Here is a 14,988-nt window from a genome sequence, read left to right as displayed (position 1 = left end):
GATTGCCATTATAGTGATCCTTTGTCCCGCATCAATTGATACAGGACATTCTTACAGATTACCTGAACTGGCAGCAGATAGATTATTTGAATCGGCGGTTAATCGTTATCGATAACGGCTTGACGATCAAATTCTTTCTCACAGTACTTACAGCGTAACACCACATCGTCTTTTTCTGACATAACATAGAAGCTGCTGTCGACAGGTTCGTTATGGCTGATGCAATTACTGTTTGGGCAGACAAGAACACTGTCGATCTGGTCTGGCAAGTTGATTGGCATTTTTTTGACGACAACGTAATTTTCAATGTTATTGATTGTGGCATTGGGTGCATACATGGCGAGTTGGTTTGCCTGTTGTTCTGTCAGAAAGGTGTTTTCAATCTTGATCAGATCCTTTTTACCCAAATGGTTGGAAGGTAGATTCAGGCCAATCGTAATGCGCTGGTCTGTTTCGGTGAGTTTGAACAGTGACAATAACTTAAAGCCGACATGAGCTGGGATGTGATCGATAACTGTGCCACATTTAATGGCTTCTACTTGTAGTTGATGGTCTTGCGTCATGTTGTGTCATGAATACCGTCTCGGTATTCCTCCTCCAGATATTAGGGTCGGCTTATTTTGTCATAGACGATTTGGCATTTCACCTGATTACTTTTTGAATATAAAAGACGATTTAACTCGCGCATGCTTTTGGTAGACGAAACAAGAAAACGTTGAAAAAGTTATTGAAAAAACTGTCTAAATTCAAGATAGCCTTTTGGTGTACTGATAATTACCGAGCCTATAATTGACTGCCTTCCGCCAACCATCTGGTTGGACAATATTTTACTCAACGTATCGAACGCGAAAACTTAGCTTTACGTAACCGAATAAAGCGCCTGAACCGTAAAACACTCGGTTATTCAAAATCACCTGAAATGCATGACAAAATCATCGGCACTTTCATTGAACGTGAATATTATGTTTGAGGACGATCAACGATTTGAATACATGATCAGACGTCGTAGTCAGCTCGGTTTTCTGCTGGAAATGGAAATCGCCGCAGGCCTTATTGCCTATACCTTCCAGCCTAAAAAACCGAGCTTGAATCTACGGGATAATGATATCGCTATTTTTAAACGAAGCTGAGGTTAACAAAATTATTCACCCAAATAAATTTTTTCTATATGCATTAGAAATATCAATCTATAGCTGTAAGTTAGCGTTAAAAGCCTCTTCAATTTCAGACTTTGGTGTATATAGTTTCCATATTTCTTTTCCTTTTTCATTTTCCCAAGGTGGTAGAGTGGGGTGACCATTCAGCCAAAACTGTATTTTTTCTTGCACGTTAGGATTTTCCCTGTTTCTATAGATCCACCTCAATTCTGTTGCAGTTACATCAGGTCTATCTTGACGATAGTTTGATTTCGTTGTTACATACCACATATCTATATTATCAAGAATAAAATGTATCGTATTATTTTTAACTATATCATTATTACTATTGCTCATGGTTATCCAAGATAATCCTGCCTTACATTTTCGTGAAAATAATTTACCAATCCCTTCTTTTGTTAGTGTTTCGCTAAATGCAGTATTATATTTTTTATGGTTATTACCATATGAGGTAAAGCTTTTTTGGTAGGGGTAGTGTTTCGACGATTTCATGTTGTCCGAATCGCGTTTCCAGATGGAATAGCGGTCTTCATATTCTTCTATCTCCTTTGGTGATTCTCCCTTTCGTCGAGGTTTTTCCTGTGGGAGAACGTAATTATCTATGAATATTGGTCGAAAGTGAAAGTAATTAACTTTATCAACACATTCAAAGCCATTAGTGCTTTTAGCTGGGATGATACTTTTAAATGGTTCGTAGTGTTTTAAATATTTTATTCTTTCTGGATGCAATCCGTAAATTAGATCTCCAATTTTTATTTTTTTGTAAAAGGCTCATGGAATGGCATTTTATTTTCTCCTAATTTGTAGTTTATTCATGTTAAAGCTGGAAAAAATATCATTAGCTATAACTGTGAACTTCTATATAAATAATAATAATACCTGTGTTACAAGTTTTGTATAGCGATTTATTCTTATCTATTGGATGCATTGTTGGTTGTTTTTAAATGTTCATTGTAGGGAGAATGGGAGTGAATATAGTAATTTATTTGTTTAATTTAATAATGGCAATTTTCATGTTAATGTTTAGTTGTTTGTCGTAAATGGATTTTATATTAATTCTACACGTTAAATAAATATCACATAATAGAGTATTTCATTTATTTTTGTTATGTGTTGTGATGCATATGACATTTCAATAGTTGGTGGTAATTGTTAAGCCAATTTCATTACTATTTTTTTGTGCCTGATTCTCACCAAATACCCAGCTTAAAAAGTGAGATAGTGTGCAATCTTCATTCCACTCGATACTTTCCTAATCCCTTGTTTATCAAGCTATTGCCCTGTTTTAGTGAATCTATTATGTAGGAGGATTCACGGCATCAGTGGAGCGAATAAATCAGAAGAGATTTTCCAGTATCTTCTGTCTCAAGGTTATATTGATGGTAAAGGTAAGATTCAGGATGTGATGAAAATTACTTTCAATAACAATGAACTAAGTGAAGACAAAGATGGTAAAGAGATGCTTAACGCTGCCAAATTTGTTAAAGCCGATAACTTTGATACGTTCAGCACTAATTTTTGATCTTAATGGCATCAAGGGCACTAGCAATAGTGCCTGTATACTTGGCAAATAGTTCGGTTTTTTCGTGATATAACCACGGAAATAATTATCACAATGGGCAGATAGGAGTATGATCACATCGGTGGTAAGCCGCCAATGAATGAAATCGATGTTATTGGTTCACCTGTAAATATGTGGCCTGATCGTGTTGGTCACGACATAAAAAATAGAGATTTTTATGAAATTCAAGTCAAAAATAAAACCTTACCATGCGGCAGCTGGTGGTTGGGGTTCACTGGAGGCAACAACCCGTTTTGTCTTTGATAGTAAACAAGCACTGAAAAATATGGTTAACCTGATGCGCATGAATAAACCCAAGGGGTTTGATTGCCCCGGATGCGCATGGGGAGATGACAACAAAAGCTTGTTTAGTTTTTGTGAAAACGGTGCCAAGGCAGTTACTTGGGAAGCAACTCGTCGGTATGTTGATCGAAAATTCTTCGCAACCCATAGCGTTAGTCAACTTTACCAACAAAGTGATTATTTCCTTGAATACCAGGGAAGAGTGATTGAACCGATGAGCTATAACCCGCAGACGGATCATTATGAGCCGATCAGTTGGGATGATGCTTTTACCCTGATTGCCAACCACATTAAGGCGATGGATAACCCTAATCAGCTTGAGCTATACACTTCAGGGCGCGCCAGTAATGAGGCTTCATGGTTGTACCAGTTGTTTGGTCGTGTAGTGGGAACCAACAACTTCCCGGATTGCTCTAATATGTGCCATGAAGCCAGCGGTTCCGGTATGTTGGCAAGCTTAGGTGTTGGGAAAGGCACCATCCGGCTGCAAGATTTTGATCACGCCGATGCCATTTTTATATTTGGTCAAAACCCAGGAACAAATCACCCACGAATGCTGCATAGCTTACGACAGGCTGCTGAACGTGGAGCACGCATCGTCACTTTTAATACCTTGTGTGAGCGCGGATTGGAACGTTTCGCTGATCCACAAAAACCGCTTGAAGTGATTACCCCAATGGCTGGGGAAATTAGCCACCGTTACTATCAGCCCAAATTGGGTGGCGATATGGCTGCGGTGCGAGGGATAGTCAAAGCACTTTTAGAGACCCATAATGCCCTGTTGAGTGAAGGCAAATCAGGTATTTTTGATCTGGCATTTATCGCAACTTACACCAACGGAGTGGATGCTTATTTGCAACGTGTTGCAGCAACTGAGTGGTCATTGATTGAAGATCAATCGGGATTGACTGAAGCACAATTGCGTGAAGCGGCTGCTATTTATCAGAATGCCGAACGCGTCATTTGTACTTGGGCAATGGGGATAACTCAACACAAACACTCTTTGGTTACGGTGCGTGAAATCGTTAACCTTCAATTGCTTTTTGGACAATTGGGTAAATCGGGGGCAGGACTTTGTCCGGTACGTGGACACAGTAATGTACAGGGTAACCGGACGATGGGAATTAATGAAAAACCGGCCAAACTTTTTTTGGATAGCATGGCTGCTCATTTTGGTTTCGAACCACCTCGTGCTCATGGTCATCATGTCGTGGAAGCGTTGAGTGCCATGTTGCGTGATGAAGTTAAGGTTTTGATCGCGCTGGGTGGAAACCTTGCGGCAGCGGCACCAGATAGTCCGCGAACAGAAGAAGCGCTTAGGCACTGTGATTTGACGGTACACATCAGCACAAAATTAAACCGGAGTCATCTTATTACCGGTAAAAAAGGCGCATTGATTCTGCCGACATTAGGACGCACCGAGCGAGATATTCAGGCCACAGGTGCACAGTTTGTGACCGTAGAAGACTCTTTCAGCATGGTCCATGCCTCAGAGGGCGTAAATAAGCCATTATTTGATAGCCAGCGTTCTGAAACAGCGATTATTGCCGGTATTGCTAATGCGACAGTCGGTAATACCACAACTATTAACTGGCTGGAATTAGCGGGAGATTACAATAAAATCCGCGATCATATTGCAGCGACCATTCCTGGGTTTGATAATTTTAATAAAAAATGTGAACACGCTGGTGGTTTCTATCTTGGCAATGCGGCGGCTGAATTACGTTTTGCGACGCCGAGCAAAAAAGCCGAATTCAGTCATGCACCACTGCCGAAAACGCTGTTCCCACAAATTGAAGGTGCTGATGTTCCTTTCACTTTGCAAACCTTGCGTTCACACGATCAATATAACACCACGATTTATGGGTTGGATGATCGTTATCGTGGAGTTTATGGTCAGCGGGAAGTGTTGTTTATGAATCCAGAAGATATTGCGCAATTGGGATATCAGGCTGGTGATTTGGTCGATATTGAAACAGTATGGAATGACGGTATTGAGCGTAAAGTTTCCGGCTTTAAGTTAGTGCCTTATGCCATTCCGCGCGGGAATCTTGCTGCTTATTACCCTGAAACTAACCCATTAGTTCCAATGGAAAGTGTTGGTGATGGCACAGGTACGCCAACTTCAAAATCTGTACCGGTGACATTATCTCTTACTGAACAGAATGAATTTGAACCTCAGCGCATTGTATAAGGCATTTATAGTTCTTTTGTTACAAATATGTCGATTCAGGTTCGGTTTTTAAATTCATTGGGACTTGTATCCATCATCTTAAGAAAGACGCCCCCCAACCAGGAGGCGTTATCATATTTTAAATTAATTATTGTAATTTCAATTGTCACTCATTGTTATATACCAATCTAACTTCAAGATGCGTGTGATTTTTCCCCGCGAAGCAGGGAGAAATCAGGTTTCATAGAGTGTTGTAAATTGCAACTTGAAGTTTAATTTATTCTACCAGAGCGGAAATAAACGCTCTGGTTGTAAATAATAAGACATTATTACTGCCATTTTTATGATGGCATATTTTTGGTTATTTTTTCAGATAACGCAATATCAGGTACTCCTGAGCGATCTAATTCAGCTAAAATGGCTGAAATTTGTTGTTCCCAATCTGTTGGTTTTACTTGCTTTCGAAGCCACGGTAATCGATCTCGACGTTTAAAATCCACTGAGCTGACAGCATCTTTTCCCTGTAATAAATATTTTGACATAAAGGCTAAGATATAAGCTTTATCCTCTTCTGAATTGAAAAGACTAAGATAAGGGGTAAAAAATTGGTATGTCAGTTCATGATTTTCGTTTAAGCCATAACATTTAAAATGCAGAATATTATTAGTAAATGCTACACTTAACTCTTTATAGCGAGCTACATACACTTTCCCTTTTTTCCAAGTGTAAAAAAGTTGCCTTTCATGATCAATGATGAAATTAGCAGGCTTACGTAATCTTAAAAATATGGTAATAGCAAGAATATTGGCGCTCAGGAAAAACAATCCGAAACTTGCATCTATAATCAGATATCGCCTGGCTCTTTCTTCACCATAATAGCCATCTTTAGAATAGCGCATATATAGATATTTTGGTAATGATACTTTTTTTTCATCAGATATCATTTTTAATGATTCAAGATCTTCCGATAACTCATGACTTAAAAAAATTTGTTCTCCATAAAGTATTTTAGCATCATTAACATATCTAAGAAGAGCTCTTTCGTTTGCTTTCCATCCCTTAACAAAATCGTTAATAAAAAGACCAAAACCTAGCATAAACCCTATCATCACAGGGATTATAGCTTCTTTTCTTGCTCTGATAAGATTATGCCGAAAATGACATTCTTTGCTATTGATGGTATCCAAAAATCCTGCACGTTTTACAGTCTTATTATCTAGCAGAATTAACTTTTCCGCCAGAACAGGATCGCCAAATGTCGATAATGGCTCTGTTGGCGGCGTTTTCACTCGAAAAACTTTTTTGAGCAATTTTTTTATTAAGTTATTCATTTAACGTAGTACCTCATCTTCATATCCATAAACTGCGTTTTCTAACGTGGGTTCTTTTCCCCATTTATAGTGAAGTGGAGAAATAGTATCTCTTGTTGGTTTGTAATACCAAAATACTTTCATATACGCAGCATATTGCTCATCTACTTCTACGGTTAGTGTAGTTAAACCGCTCTCTTCATCAAAAATGAGATTTGCACGATTTTTACGAGTAATATTTATCGCTTTATCAAACTTATCTTTTGCTACAGAATAAAGATATCTACCATAACTACGCTCAGTTATTGATGAATCAGGATCGCTATAGCCATCTGATAACCCAGATGGAATAACTTCATGATATATCTCTGATTCTCCCCATTTGAAGTTAGGTAATATAAATTTATAGATTATCTTTCCTTGTTTATTATTTCCAATTTTTACAGTTGGTTTAATAAAAGTATTTAAAAATTCTTGAAACTCAACCAAATATGCATCTCTGGTGTTTTTCTCATTGAGCATTATTGTCTTAAATTGAGAGCTTAATCTCGGGCGATCTTCACTCGTACTCCAAAAAGCATATTTCTCTCCATTGCCCCAAAAGCAGTTCTTTAACAATGTTTCCAAATCTACCCAATTAAAATATATCGCTGCGAATGTTCCACCAAGCATGAGTGAAGCGCCTAGTGCAACCAGAAGACTGACGCCAAAAGTCACTTCCGCTGTTGCTACCGCGATAGACCATCCTACAGCCATTATTATTGAGCCTGTACCTATTGCAATATGAGAATAAGCTTCTTTATTATTTCCAAAACTAAAAGAGTTATAGGCATCATAATAAGAAAGTGCGCCACTCACAAAACCTGTGGCAATGAGTCCACCATTTACCCATTTTGTTATGGCAGCACTTTCTAACAGAAGCCTGCGTGATGCAGAATCCAATAACGCTTTTGCTGCGGGGCTATTTAGTTTATTTGCTAATCTCGCTGCAAATTTAAGAGTATCTCCACCAATAGCGGAAACACCTTTTGCAGAAATTAACCCACCTAATATAGTATTCGCATAGCTTGAAACATAATAATAAGGAAGTCTATTTGCGTTAAATGGGGCACTTTTGTCGAAACGAGACATTGATGTCAATTTATATAATACATAACTCTTCATAAATAAATCCAAGCCACTTAAGCCAGAACTTAATAAGTAGCCGGCAGACTTATTTGTATTATAGAAAAATTTAAACTGAAGATTTAATTCAGGTCTTTTTAATTTAACCAACGGTATTTTTATCTTTATATTATTATTGTAATTATCCAATCTGTTGGACCAATCAAATACTTTTTTACCTATAAATTTGTTCAAACCAGATTCAGCTTGAGCTAGGCCCTTCTTAATTTTTCCTGATACACCTTGATTTTCATATTCTTCAATTTTTTTTAGAAATTTATAATATTCTTTCTCGGTTAATTCGAGATATTGTCCTTGTTTGATTTCAAGCCCTAAATAATCTAATATTTTAGGAATCAGTTTATGTGTTACCTGTTTTACACTCAACACGTGCAAGTGTAATATTCCTTTATATGATAATTCTGTTGTAAATACATAAAGTCTCGCCAGTAAATTGCCAACGACACTGAGTATTATATCTACTCCCCGATTGAGGATCCTTGCAATGGAAACCTTATCAACACCATCATGACCTAATGAATTCACTATTCCATTAAGAGCAACATCCCATGCGCTATTTCCTTCTATAGCCAATGGACCAGCAATAATACTTTCCATCGCCAACAATCCTTCTTCTGAATGTTTGAGCGGCTCCATTAATTCAGCGTATAAAATACAGAATCTTTCGAATTCTTTTGCATCATCTTCGGTATAAAAATCCTTTTTATCAGAGACAGAGAAAAAGTTTTTAAAATAATGTGTAAGTCCACCTAATTTCCCTGCAATCATTTCACTTTCAAAAAATGCTTTATATAATTCAAGAATCTCTTTCTTTTTTTCTTTTACACGCTTAATCGGCGTAGTTAATTTAGGCCACCAGGTTTTCCAATTTTCTTGGTGAATACACTCCTTAACACATTTTTTGACTTCTTCATTTTTTGATGCAGCTAATATTTCAACAAAATTTCCTATAGTAAGAGGATACATATTGGTCGCACTATAGCTTAACTCCCAAAGATTAAGTAACATATAAGCCATTAAAATATCACGCTGATATCCCACTGGATCATGCAATACCACAATATTCGCTTTATCTTTGTAATAAGGGCATAGCAAACTGTCTATGTAACGCATTTCCATATCGGCATCCATGAAAAAACTGCCTTCTGTTGAAATATCTCCCAAATCAGCAGATTGTAAAAGTGGATCAGATAATTGATTTTTGTATGCCTGAAATCGTTTTTCAGGATCTTTGAAATCTTCCACTAAGCCATCGAAATGTTCTTGTTTGGCTTCTATGGTATACTCTGAGTCCTCACGATCTAACTCCACAAATTGCATTGCATTTCTGCGAAAAGATTCATCCTTATCTATCTTGTCTAGGATTCGTTCGGAAAAAGGAACCTCACTATAAACAATACTTATTTTGGATACGTCTTTATTAAGAGCCAGAAAAGGATAGCCTAATCCCGCTGTACCACTGGCAGGCTGGATTTCTTCCCATGATGAGCTTCCGGCTCTTTGCTCATACTTGGTGTATTTTGTGACCATCCCTCTTTTGCCCTCTAATGTGACAATTTCAGGGCTGAATTTGAAAATTAATAACTTTCCCTCGTGTTGGGAGCCTCTGGTTTTAATCGGTCCTTCTTCTTTGACATAGATCCAACCCGCTCTTGGCATGCGAATGCTATAACCCCCCAAGACGCTTGCATTTAATGAATTATCATAAGGATCAAGAAAGGTGCTGATGGGTGGCGGTAATTGTGCATTTATCTGTTTGTCGCCAAAAAAATTCATATAAGCATATCTGACAGGATAAACAGGCCGGATATTGACGTCACAGGGCCTGACAACGGTATCCATATCCAAATCATGGGGTATATATTCCCTCGCCATATCGACAAGTTCTTCAAATGTTTTTTCCACTTTTTTCGCGGCAATCTCAAGCGCATCATTTGCGTTCGTTAATATCGATTTTTCCATTTATCTTATTTCTTTGTGTTAAAGAGGTTTTAATAATACTGAGAGTATCAGATGTTGGAGTTCCTTATCCCGCGCAGCGCGCGGGATAAGGAATACTCCTATCATTTTGAAACGCTATTTAACTTAATATCCCGTTTTTAAAACAATATTCATAACCAGCTATAGCCCATACTTCCTTGCACCTGTGATTGTTTCTAAGTTCATACATCGTGTTAGTGATTCGTCGTAATAGACACATAATAATGGACATCCCTTTAATATTTGCAACTGGCGGAGAAAATACAAAACGAATTTATCGAAACGTACGATAATAACCTAATTTCATAACAGGTTAAAATAAGAAAAGGGCTTTAAAACATGTTCGTATTTGAAGTTAATTATTGGAGTTTAAATTGTCACTATTTGTTATATTTATTGGTGTGACAGAAAATTGCGTTAGGTAATAATGGGAGGTATAAACAATTACATTGATTTGTAAGCTGCAACTTGAAATTTATTGGGTATAAAAGGTGTTCTAAAAAAACAATATTATGACTAAGGTGTAATATCCTTAATCATAATATTAATGGCTATATACCAATCTAACTTCAAGATGCGTGTGATTTCTCCCCGCGAAGCGGGGGAGAAATCAGGTTTCATATCGTGTTGTAAATGGCGACTTGAAGTTTAATGCGTATATATTTTTCTTAGCGGTCTATAACAACATCTTCATTCAATACCAGCGATAATAATGCCTGACGGGCAAAAATGCCATTTCCTGCTTGCTGGAAGTAGTAAGCGTATGGTGTTTTATCGACATCTACCGTAATTTCATCAATACGTGGCAGCGGGTGTAGGACTTTCAGGTTCTCTTTAACATTCATCAGATCCGCCGCGCGCAGGACAAACTGAGCCTTGATGTTGGCATATTCTGAAGGGTCAAGACGCTCTTTCTGGACACGGGTCATATACAGAATATCCAGTTCGGGCAACACATCTTCAAAGTTATTGTGGAGGCTGTAACTCACCTGTTTTTCTTCCAGCATATGCAGAATATAGCTTGGCATGGCAAGTGCATCTGGAGCGATAAAACAGAAATGGTTGCCGTTAAACTTCGCCAATGCTTGTGTCAGTGAATGAACAGTACGACCATATTTCAAATCACCGACCATCGCAATTTTCAGGTTTTCCAGCCTGCCCTGCGTTTCTTGGATGGTGAACAGGTCGAGCAACGTTTGGGTTGGATGCTGGTTTGCGCCATCGCCGGCGTTGATAACAGGGATGTGGCCGGAAAACTCAGAAGCCAGTCGTGCCGCACCTTCCTGTGGGTGACGCATAACGATTGCATCGGCGTATTGGCTGATAATGGAAATGGTATCAGCCAGCGTTTCACCCTTTTTACCCAGTGAAGTATTACTACTGTCAGCGAAGCCCACAACGGAAGCGCCGAGCCGCTGAATGGCGGTCTCAAAAGAGAGACGGGTACGTGTGGAGGCTTCAAAGAAGCAACTCGCTATCACCTTGTGTTTCAGTAAATCAGTCTGTGGATTGGCTTTTAATGCAGCGGCCGTCTGCAATACCAGTTCCAGATCTGCGCGGCTCAGATCATTAATTGAAATGATATGCTTGCGATATAACGGATTAGCCATGTTTACGTTCCTCTTTTATGACTTCTAGCCTTGGACTGGTCAGGCAAAAAAAAGCCCCTCAATTGAGGGGCTTTTTAAATGTTCGGTTAAGCAATGGGAAAAACAACGCAATGACGCTGCCAGCAGACAGTGTTTCGTTAGCTTGGTGTTGTGTTACAGCGCAATTTTTCATGTTTTCTCCCAGCAAATCGTCGCGCATTATACTCACGATAGCATTCATCGCAAGGATTGCCGGAAGAAATTTTTGTGTCAATTCATGGCCAGGTTAAATAGCCTGCATAATAATCTGATTATTCGTTTCGATCACCTAAACTGATAGCCATTCTATTCAGGGCATTCATTAAGGAGATCGTTGCTGTCAGGTCAACAATCTCTTTTTCTGTAAAAACAGCATCCAGCCGCTCTTTAATCTTATCTAAGGTACTTTGTTTGGGATTTGTCGTTAAGGCTTCGCACCACTCCAATGCCAGTTTTTCTTTGGGGCTGTAGATATTGGAATTGAACCATGCAGGTAACTTATCCAATTTTACTTGTTCTATACCATGATCTTTGCGGATTGCTTCGGCATGAAGATGGCAGCAATAGGCACAACCATTAATTTGAGATACCCGTGTTTCCACCAGCAGAATAAGTGCTTGATCCAGTTCAGAGGCATGGATTTCTTCATAGCTTTTATATAATGGACTAATAATCTTGGGTGAGACTTTTGCGTAATTCATTTTTATCTCTCAGATATTTTATTTTTGTGTTGCAGGGAATTAATCAGATATATACGCATTAAGCTTCAAGTTGCAATTTACAACACGATATGAAACCTGATTTCTCCCCCGCTTCGCGGGGAGAAATCACACGCATCTTGAAGTTAGATTGGTATATAAATCTATTTTCTGCCAGACTGATATAGATCAATCCCAAGTTGCAGCTTGCAAATCAATGTGATTGTTTATATCTCCCTCTACGTGGGGAGATATAAGACGCATCTTGAAAGGCGATAGGTCTATAGGTATTACATTTTCCTTGCAACATTTTCATTTAACAATAAATGCGGCGAAATCTGCGGCCAAATCAGTATTTGGAAATATTTCCCGGCATTCCGCCAATAATCGAGGGCAATCCTCAAGTCCATAACGTCCGCTAATATGCGTAGCGATAAAGTGTTTGACTTTGGCATCACGCGCCAATGTTGCAGCTTGTTTGGTGGTGGAATGTCCTCTCTCGTTGGCTTTCGCGGTAAATGCATCTTCCAGCGTGATTTCATGTACCATCACATCAACATTGGCTGCCAGTTTTAGTGCTTCGGGTGTCGGTTCAGTATCCCCAAAAATAGCCAATGATTTGCCACGAATCGGTGTACCTAGATAATCTTTGCCGCAAATTGTACGGCCATCTTCCAGGGTTATTGTGCCGCCCTGCTTTAAAGCCTGCATCCACGGGCCACGGGGAATGTTATCCTGATTTAATTTTTCCGTATCAAGTGCGCCGGGTTTATCGTGTTCTTCAATACGGTAGCCATAGCATTCTACGCGGTGGTTCAAGGCATAAGCCGTGACCTTCAGTTCGCCATCATCAAACAACTGTCCGGGCTGGACTTCAATAATTTCCAACGGATAGGTCAAGAAAGAACTGCTCAATTGCAATGTGGTTTCTACAAACTGACGTATCCCCGTTGGCCCATATAAGGTAAGGGGAGCGCTAGAACCGCCCATTGAACGGCTGCACAATAATCCGGGTAAGCCGAAAATATGATCACCATGCAGATGAGTGATAAAAATTTTCTCCAGTTTAGATACCTTGATGGAAGAATGAAGGATCTGGTGTTGGGTTCCCTCACCACAATCAAACATCCACAGCGCGTTGCGAGTGCCCTGTAAATCGAGGATCAGGCTGGTGACATTGCGCTCTTTTGTAGGTATGCCAGCGCTGGTGCCTAGAAATTTCAGTTCCATGTTGTTGTTCTCCTATCTATTGCTTTCCTGTTAATGTCGAATGCTTTCCCAATCAAGACCGAAGCGGGCAAGGTATTTGCGTAACCTGTCGGCATCATTAGGCTGTTTTTTCTGTTGGCGAGAAACGGCAAATAGTTTGCGACCTGCTTCCGATAAGCTGCTGGATTCATGGCAGACTTTGATCACCGTTTCCAACTGTTGGCGGTCAAACAGGTCAATTTCCGGCAGGTTATTTGGCAGCAAAGAAGATTGCACTTCAGTACGCCAGTTTTGCTTGAGCCGCGTAATTTCCTCTTCAACCAACTGTTGGTTGATACGGCCATTTTCAGCGAAGGTCGCCATTCGTGCGACAGAAGCGCTGAGTTCGCGAAAATTTCCCCGCCACGGTGCTTGCTCGGAACAGGCGAAATGCAGGTAAATTTGCCGTGCTTCTTTATCAAAGCGAACTTGCGTTTGTTGCATTTGAGCATAACGGGCAAGCTCATAATCGATATTTGGCTCGATATCTTCGTGACGTTGTGCCAGACCGGGCAGTTGATAAGTCCACATATTGATACGGGCATAGAGATCTTCGCGGAATTTTCCCTGAATCACCCAATCTCGCAGATCACGGTGTGTACCGGCAATTAATTGAAAATCGCTGTGTATTTCCTTATCCGATCCATAAGGCAGAAAGCTCTTTTCTTCAATCGCTTTTAACAGCATTGCTTGCTCATCCAACCCCAATTCTGCCACTTCGTCAAGAAACAGAATGCCGCCATTGGCTTCACGAAGAAGTCCGGTGCGTGGCTGAATCGCTCCTGTAAATGCGCCCTTGATGTGACCAAACAGCGTAGACATCGCATTATCACCGCGCAAGGTGGCACAATTTACTTCCACAAATCGCCCCTTGATTAAATGGCGTGCTTGCCGTAACTGATAGATCCGGCGGGCGAGAAAGGATTTACCGGCACCCGTTGGCCCAGTCAGCAAAATCGGTGCAGTGGAGCGCAGGGCGACGCGTTCCACTTGGTCGATCAGGTGGTTGAAATTGGCGTTGAGTGTAGCAATACCTGACTTCAAGAATGCGACTTGCTCCTGTTGTTCACGTTGGAAACGGTTGGTTAGGGCAGTGTACCGACTAAGATCTAAATCGATAATCGTATAAACGCCTTCGGGATGGTTTTCATCTTTCCCATTTTTAGGTGAGGTTTGGAGCAGTTGAGCGGGCAGATAACGGGCTTCAGTCAGCAGGAACCAGCAGATCTGTGCAACGTGAGTGCCGGTTGTGATATGTACTAAATACTCTTCGTTTTCAATATCGAAAGGATAACGGACAGCAAAATCCAGTAACGCGGTATACACTTCTTCAAAATCCCACGGATCACCAATGTGGATTTCGTTCAGTACCACTTTTGTCTGAGGTGAAACTTGGGCGATATCCTCCTTAATTCTTTCTGCCAAAATTGAGTCATTGGTTTGGTGGAGTAACTCCAGCTTATCAATCGGCAACTCTGGTTGTTGGCACATACCAATGGTCGGGCGCCATTTCGTCCAGCGATTAGCCTTCTTACCTCGCCTGTCTAACTTTGTACCTAAAATACCAATAGCGACTCTGCGTTTCATTGTCTTCCCTAGATTCTTCTTATCTAAATTTATAAACAACGATATAGAAAGATAGGGAGTTTAATCTGCAAAAACAATCAATAAGATTAGATGAAAATAAAATCAATTATTTTTCAAATAGATAAAAAATATTTCTGTTTTTTTTTCAAAGTTGGCAC

General features: G+C 39.8%; 11 protein-coding genes and 2 pseudogenes. 4 read left to right on the top strand and 9 right to left on the bottom strand.

Translation table 11 applies throughout. The annotated features are described in order from the left end of the window. Nucleotides 1-98: 98 nt before the first annotated feature. Entirely contained in the window at nucleotides 99-563 is a 465-nt protein-coding gene (gene pyrI, locus WDV75_RS19780) for an aspartate carbamoyltransferase regulatory subunit (RefSeq protein ID WP_273570961.1), read from the bottom strand. A 116-nt stretch (nucleotides 564-679) separates the two neighbouring features. On the opposite strand from pyrI, the pseudogene WDV75_RS19775 reads away from it, so the two are divergent. Both WDV75_RS19775 and WDV75_RS22245 read left to right on the top strand, forming a co-directional pair. After that, nucleotides 680-970 (top strand): annotated as a pseudogene (locus WDV75_RS19775) (IS1 family transposase); the annotation flags it as partial. A 28-nt stretch (nucleotides 971-998) separates the two neighbouring features. Next, nucleotides 999-1,130: pseudogene (locus WDV75_RS22245) on the top strand (IS982 family transposase); the annotation flags it as partial. A 57-nt stretch (nucleotides 1,131-1,187) separates the two neighbouring features. Here the strand turns inward: WDV75_RS22245 and WDV75_RS19765 are convergent. Further along, nucleotides 1,188-1,886: a hypothetical protein gene (locus WDV75_RS19765; RefSeq protein ID WP_338860359.1), complete on the bottom strand. Its 699-nt coding sequence runs from the start codon at nucleotides 1,884-1,886 to the stop codon at nucleotides 1,188-1,190. A 559-nt stretch (nucleotides 1,887-2,445) separates the two neighbouring features. On the opposite strand from WDV75_RS19765, the gene WDV75_RS19760 reads away from it, so the two are divergent. Then, nucleotides 2,446-2,679: a hypothetical protein gene (locus WDV75_RS19760; RefSeq protein WP_273570957.1), complete on the top strand. Its 234-nt coding sequence runs from the start codon at nucleotides 2,446-2,448 to the stop codon at nucleotides 2,677-2,679. 217 nt (nucleotides 2,680-2,896) lie between these two features. Continuing rightward, nucleotides 2,897-5,215 (top strand): FdhF/YdeP family oxidoreductase, encoded by a 2,319-nt coding sequence (locus tag WDV75_RS19755; RefSeq protein ID WP_273570956.1) that lies wholly within the window; start codon nucleotides 2,897-2,899, stop codon nucleotides 5,213-5,215. A 320-nt stretch (nucleotides 5,216-5,535) separates the two neighbouring features. Here the strand turns inward: WDV75_RS19755 and WDV75_RS19750 are convergent, their stop codons facing one another. The 7 genes from WDV75_RS19750 to rtcR form a co-directional block, all read right to left on the bottom strand. Next, complete coding sequence (locus tag WDV75_RS19750) at nucleotides 5,536-6,525, bottom strand: hypothetical protein (RefSeq protein WP_273570954.1); 990 nt, start codon at nucleotides 6,523-6,525, stop codon at nucleotides 5,536-5,538. Next, a complete protein-coding gene (locus WDV75_RS19745; RefSeq protein ID WP_273570952.1) occupies nucleotides 6,526-9,651 on the bottom strand; it encodes a toxin VasX in 3,126 nt (1,041 codons plus the stop codon). A gap of 686 nt (nucleotides 9,652-10,337) precedes the next feature. Continuing rightward, complete coding sequence (pyrB, locus tag WDV75_RS19740) at nucleotides 10,338-11,279, bottom strand: aspartate carbamoyltransferase (protein WP_273570950.1); 942 nt, start codon at nucleotides 11,277-11,279, stop codon at nucleotides 10,338-10,340. 58 nt (nucleotides 11,280-11,337) lie between these two features. Then, a complete protein-coding gene (locus WDV75_RS19735) occupies nucleotides 11,338-11,487 on the bottom strand; it encodes a hypothetical protein (RefSeq protein ID WP_273570973.1) in 150 nt (49 codons plus the stop codon). 82 nt (nucleotides 11,488-11,569) lie between these two features. Then, nucleotides 11,570-11,998, bottom strand: coding sequence for a carboxymuconolactone decarboxylase family protein (locus tag WDV75_RS19730; protein WP_273570948.1), 429 nt, complete (start codon nucleotides 11,996-11,998; stop codon nucleotides 11,570-11,572). Between the two features lie 309 nt (nucleotides 11,999-12,307). Further along, nucleotides 12,308-13,225 (bottom strand): ribonuclease Z, encoded by a 918-nt coding sequence (gene rnz, locus WDV75_RS19725; protein ID WP_273570946.1) that lies wholly within the window; start codon nucleotides 13,223-13,225, stop codon nucleotides 12,308-12,310. A gap of 30 nt (nucleotides 13,226-13,255) precedes the next feature. Further along, nucleotides 13,256-14,830: an RNA repair transcriptional activator RtcR gene (gene rtcR / locus WDV75_RS19720; RefSeq protein ID WP_273570944.1), complete on the bottom strand. Its 1,575-nt coding sequence runs from the start codon at nucleotides 14,828-14,830 to the stop codon at nucleotides 13,256-13,258. Nucleotides 14,831-14,988: the final 158 nt, after the last annotated feature.

The sequence above is a fragment of the Xenorhabdus griffiniae genome (assembly GCF_037265215.1).
In the GTDB taxonomy this organism is placed as follows: domain Bacteria; phylum Pseudomonadota; class Gammaproteobacteria; order Enterobacterales; family Enterobacteriaceae; genus Xenorhabdus; species Xenorhabdus griffiniae.
The sequence above is the reverse complement of the archived record's forward strand: the minus strand, read 5'-3'. Positions and strand labels throughout refer to the sequence as shown.